At 53.3% G+C, this 5,274-nt stretch carries 2 rRNA genes; both read right to left on the reverse strand.

Annotation, left to right across the window (positions count from 1 at the left end):
- Positions 1-3,013 (reverse strand): 23S ribosomal RNA (locus IE92_RS0116180); the annotation flags it as partial.
- A 430-nt stretch (positions 3,014-3,443) separates the two neighbouring features.
- Positions 3,444-4,965, reverse strand: a 16S ribosomal RNA gene (locus IE92_RS16985).
- Positions 4,966-5,274 lie beyond the last annotated feature (309 nt).

The raw sequence follows: 5,274 nt of genomic DNA on the forward strand, positions 1-5,274 counted from the left end.
AAAGGGATGGAAATCTCATCTCGAGGCCGGCTTCCCGCTTAGATGCTTTCAGCGGTTATCCATCCCGAACGTAGCCAATCAGCAATGCTCCTGGCGGAACAACTGACACACCAGAGGTTCGTCCAACCCGGTCCTCTCGTACTAGGGTCAGATCCTCTCAAATTTCCTACGCGCGCAGCGGATAGGGACCGAACTGTCTCACGACGTTCTAAACCCAGCTCGCGTACCGCTTTAATGGGCGAACAGCCCAACCCTTGGGACCTACTCCAGCCCCAGGATGCGACGAGCCGACATCGAGGTGCCAAACCATGCCGTCGATATGGACTCTTGGGCAAGATCAGCCTGTTATCCCCGAGGTACCTTTTATCCGTTGAGCGACAGCGCTTCCACAAGCCACTGCCGGATCACTAGTCCCGACTTTCGTCCCTGCTCGACCTGTCAGTCTCACAGTCAAGCTCCCTTGTGCACTTACACTCGCCATCTGATTGCCAACCAGATTGAGGGAACCTTTGGGCGCCTCCGTTACTTTTTAGGAGGCAACCGCCCCAGTTAAACTACCCACCAGGCACTGTCCCTGAACCGGATCACGGTCCGAAGTTAGATATCCAATATGACCAGAGTGGTATTTCACCAGCGACTCCACAAACACTAGCGTGTCCGCTTCAACGTCTCCCACCTATCCTACACAAGCCACACCGAACACCAATACCAAGCTGTAGTAAAGGTCACGGGGTCTTTCCGTCCTGCTGCGCGTAACGAGCATCTTTACTCGTAATGCAATTTCGCCGAGTTCACGGTTGAGACAGCTGGGAAGTCGTTACGCCATTCGTGCAGGTCGGAACTTACCCGACAAGGAATTTCGCTACCTTAGGATGGTTATAGTTACCACCGCCGTTTACTGGGGCTTAAATTCTCAGCTTCGCTTACGCTAACCGTTCCTCTTAACCTTCCAGCACCGGGCAGGCGTCAGTCCGTATACATCGACTTGCGTCTTAGCACGGACCTGTGTTTTTAGTAAACAGTCGCTTCCCACTGGTCTCTGCGGCCCAAACACGCTACCCACTGCAAGAGTGTTCACATGCCAGGCCCCCCTTATCCCGAAGTTACGGGGGCATTTTGCCGAGTTCCTTAACCGTGATTATCTCGATCTCCTTAGTATTCTCTACCTGACCACCTGAGTTGGTTTGGGGTACGGGCAGCTAGAACCTCGCGTCGATGCTTTTCTTGGCAGCAGAGGATCATCGGATCATACCCTTACGGGTTCCCCATCAAGTCTCAGCCTTATATGAGAGACGGATTTGCCTATCTCTCGGCCTACACTCTTGGCCTAGGACAACCATCGCCTAGGACCGACTACCTTCCTGCGTCACACCTGTTAATACGCTAACCGCACCAGATCGGGTCACGTGCGTCCCCGCTCCGTCTCACCCCGAAGGGATCAATCAAAACGGCTTCGAAACGTTTAGCAGTACTGGATTAGCTTGGGCGGTTCTTCGCCGGTACGGGAATATCAACCCGTTGTCCATCGACTACGCCTGTCGGCCTCGCCTTAGGTCCCGACTTACCCAGGGCGGATTAGCCTGGCCCTGGAAACCTTGGTCTTCCGGAGGACGGGTTTCTCACCCGTCTTTCGCTACTCATGCCTGCATTCTCACTCGTGTAGCCTCCACGGCTGGTTTACACCGCCGCTTCACTGGCCACACGACGCTCTCCTACCCATCAATACGGCTGGACCACGAAGGCCTACCATAATATTAATGCCACAACTTCGGTGGCGTGCTTGAGCCCCGTTACATTGTCGGCGCGGAATCACTTGACCAGTGAGCTATTACGCACTCTTTCAAGGGTGGCTGCTTCTAAGCCAACCTCCTGGTTGTCTCTGCAACTCCACATCCTTTCCCACTTAGCACGCGCTTAGGGACCTTAGATGGTGGTCTGGGTTGTTTCCCTCTCGACAATGAAGCTTATCCCCCACTGTCTCACTGCTGCGCTCTCACTTACCGGCATTCGGAGTTTGGCTGACGTCAGTAACCTGGTGAGGCCCATCGGCCATCCAGTAGCTCTACCTCCGGCAAGAAACACGCAACGCTGCACCTAAATGCATTTCGGAGAGAACCAGCTATCACGAAGTTTGATTGGCCTTTCACCCCTATCCACAGCTCATCCCCTCAGTTTTCAACCTAAGTGGGTTCGGTCCTCCACGTGCTCTTACACACGCTTCAACCTGGCCATGGATAGATCACTTCGCTTCGGGTCTAGGACATGCGACTGAATCGCCCTATTCAGACTCGCTTTCGCTACGGCTTCCCCACACGGGTTAACCTCGCCACATATCACTAACTCGCAGGCTCATTCTTCAAAAGGCACGCCGTCACACCAACAAGGGCGCTCCGACGGTTTGTAAGCAAACGGTTTCAGGTACTATTTCACTCCCCTCCCGGGGTACTTTTCACCTTTCCCTCACGGTACTTGTCCGCTATCGGTCATCTGGGAGTATTTAGGCTTATCAGGTGGTCCTGACAGATTCACACGGGATTTCTCGGGCCCCGTGCTACTTGGGATACTCTCCACACGATTACAGCATTTCGACTACGGGGCTGGCACCCACTCTGGCTGGCCTTTCAAGACCATTCGTCTATACCGCTCTCTAATGTTCAGTGATCGGCAGATCACTACGGAAAGTCCCACAACCCCGAACATGCAACGCCTGCCGGCTATCACACATGCCCGGTTTAGCCTCTTCCGCGTTCGCTCGCCACTACTAACGGAATCACTGTTGTTTTCTCTTCCTGTGGGTACTGAGATGTTTCACTTCCCCACGTTCCCTCTACCCGCCCTATATATTCAGGCGGGAGTCACCACGTAACCTTGCAGCCCGTGGCGGGGTTTCCCCATTCGGACATCCTCGGATCACAGCTCGTTTATCAGCTCCCCGAGGCTTATCGCAGATTACTACGTCCTTCTTCGGCTCCAGATGCCAAGGCATCCACCGTTTGCTCTTAAAAATTTGAAATCACATGAGTATAAAAATCGATCAAAAAACTAATAAAAGTAAACTTTTTCAGAAATTGACCAATGATCTATAAAGATCATCTTTATCATGAACCACACCTCCGAGGAGATGTAATTCTTAAGATGCTCGCGTCCACTGTGTAGTTCTCAACGTACGGTCGATACCAAAACCCTCCAGCTCATATCCATGCTGTAAGGCTTTGGTCCGAAGGTATCAACAAGACGTTACCGCCTTGAGTGATCCCTCAGGACCCAACAACGTGCACCCGCAAACCGTACCCCGCATCCTGTTCCAACTTCCAAAGAAGCGTACTAACAACACGAAACCGTATTCACGGAAATATCAAATGTTCCACCCATGAGCTACCAGCAAGACACATTCGGTCTTGAACTGGCGCCTGGACAACCAATGGTTGCCAGATGCTCCTTAGAAAGGAGGTGATCCAGCCGCACCTTCCGGTACGGCTACCTTGTTACGACTTAGTCCTAATTACCAATCCCACCTTAGACGGCTCCCTCCCTTGCGGGTTAGGCCACCGGCGTCGGGTGTTACCGACTTTCATGACTTGACGGGCGGTGTGTACAAGGCCCGGGAACGTATTCACCGCAGCGTTGCTGATCTGCGATTACTAGCGACTCCGACTTCATGAGGTCGAGTTGCAGACCTCAATCCGAACTGGGACCAGCTTTTTGGGATTCGCTCCACCTTGCGGTATCGCAGCCCATTGTACTGGCCATTGTAGCATGCGTGAAGCCCAAGACATAAGGGGCATGATGATTTGACGTCATCCCCACCTTCCTCCGAGTTGACCCCGGCAGTATCCCATGAGTTCCCACCATTACGTGCTGGCAACATAGAACGAGGGTTGCGCTCGTTGCGGGACTTAACCCAACATCTCACGACACGAGCTGACGACAACCATGCACCACCTGTATACCGACCTTACGGGGCGACCATCTCTGGACGTTTCCGGTATATGTCAAGCCTTGGTAAGGTTCTTCGCGTTGCATCGAATTAATCCGCATGCTCCGCCGCTTGTGCGGGCCCCCGTCAATTCCTTTGAGTTTTAGCCTTGCGGCCGTACTCCCCAGGCGGGGAACTTAATGCGTTAGCTGCGACACAGAATCCGTGGAATGGACCCTACATCTAGTTCCCAACGTTTACGGGGTGGACTACCAGGGTATCTAAGCCTGTTTGCTCCCCACCCTTTCGCTCCTCAGCGTCAGTTACGGCCCAGAGATCTGCCTTCGCCATCGGTGTTCCTCCTGATATCTGCGCATTCCACCGCTACACCAGGAATTCCAATCTCCCCTACCGCACTCTAGTCTGCCCGTACCCACTGCAGGCCCGAGGTTGAGCCTCGGGATTTCACAGCAGACGCGACAAACCGCCTACGAGCTCTTTACGCCCAATAATTCCGGACAACGCTTGCACCCTACGTATTACCGCGGCTGCTGGCACGTAGTTAGCCGGTGCTTTTTCTGCAGGTACCGTCACTTTCGCTTCTTCCCTACTAAAAGAGGTTTACAACCCGAAGGCCGTCATCCCTCACGCGGCGTTGCTGCATCAGGCTTGCGCCCATTGTGCAATATTCCCCACTGCTGCCTCCCGTAGGAGTCTGGGCCGTGTCTCAGTCCCAGTGTGGCCGGTCACCCTCTCAGGCCGGCTACCCGTCGTCGCCTTGGTGAGCCATTACCTCACCAACAAGCTGATAGGCCGCGAGTCCATCCCCCACCGAAATTCTTTCCAACCCCCACCATGCGGTGGAGATTCATATCCGGTATTAGACGCCGTTTCCAGCGCTTATCCCAGAGTGGAGGGCAGGTTACTCACGTGTTACTCACCCGTTCGCCACTAATCCACCAGAGCAAGCTCCAGCTTCATCGTTCGACTTGCATGTGTTAAGCACGCCGCCAGCGTTCGTCCTGAGCCAGGATCAAACTCTCCGTAAATGTTTATCTCCCAGGTCCAAAGACCGGGACATTTGATTGCACCGTCCACCCGGAAAAAGAGCAAACGATGCGAGTTTGAAACTGACAGAACAAATCATTACTGACTTGCTTTGTTTTGTTTAAAATGTTTCCAAAGGAATCTCCTACATCCAAAGATGTACGAGGTTTTTGGCATTTGACATTGTGCACGCTGTTGAGTTCTCAAGGATCACACACTCCCCACATCCACCACACAAAAAACATGGCTTCTAACTAGGGGTGACCACATCACCACACACGCTTCACAAACTCGCTTCCACAACCGATAAA

This window comes from Mycetocola saprophilus (assembly GCF_000718085.1).
Classification (GTDB): domain Bacteria; phylum Actinomycetota; class Actinomycetes; order Actinomycetales; family Microbacteriaceae; genus Mycetocola; species Mycetocola saprophilus.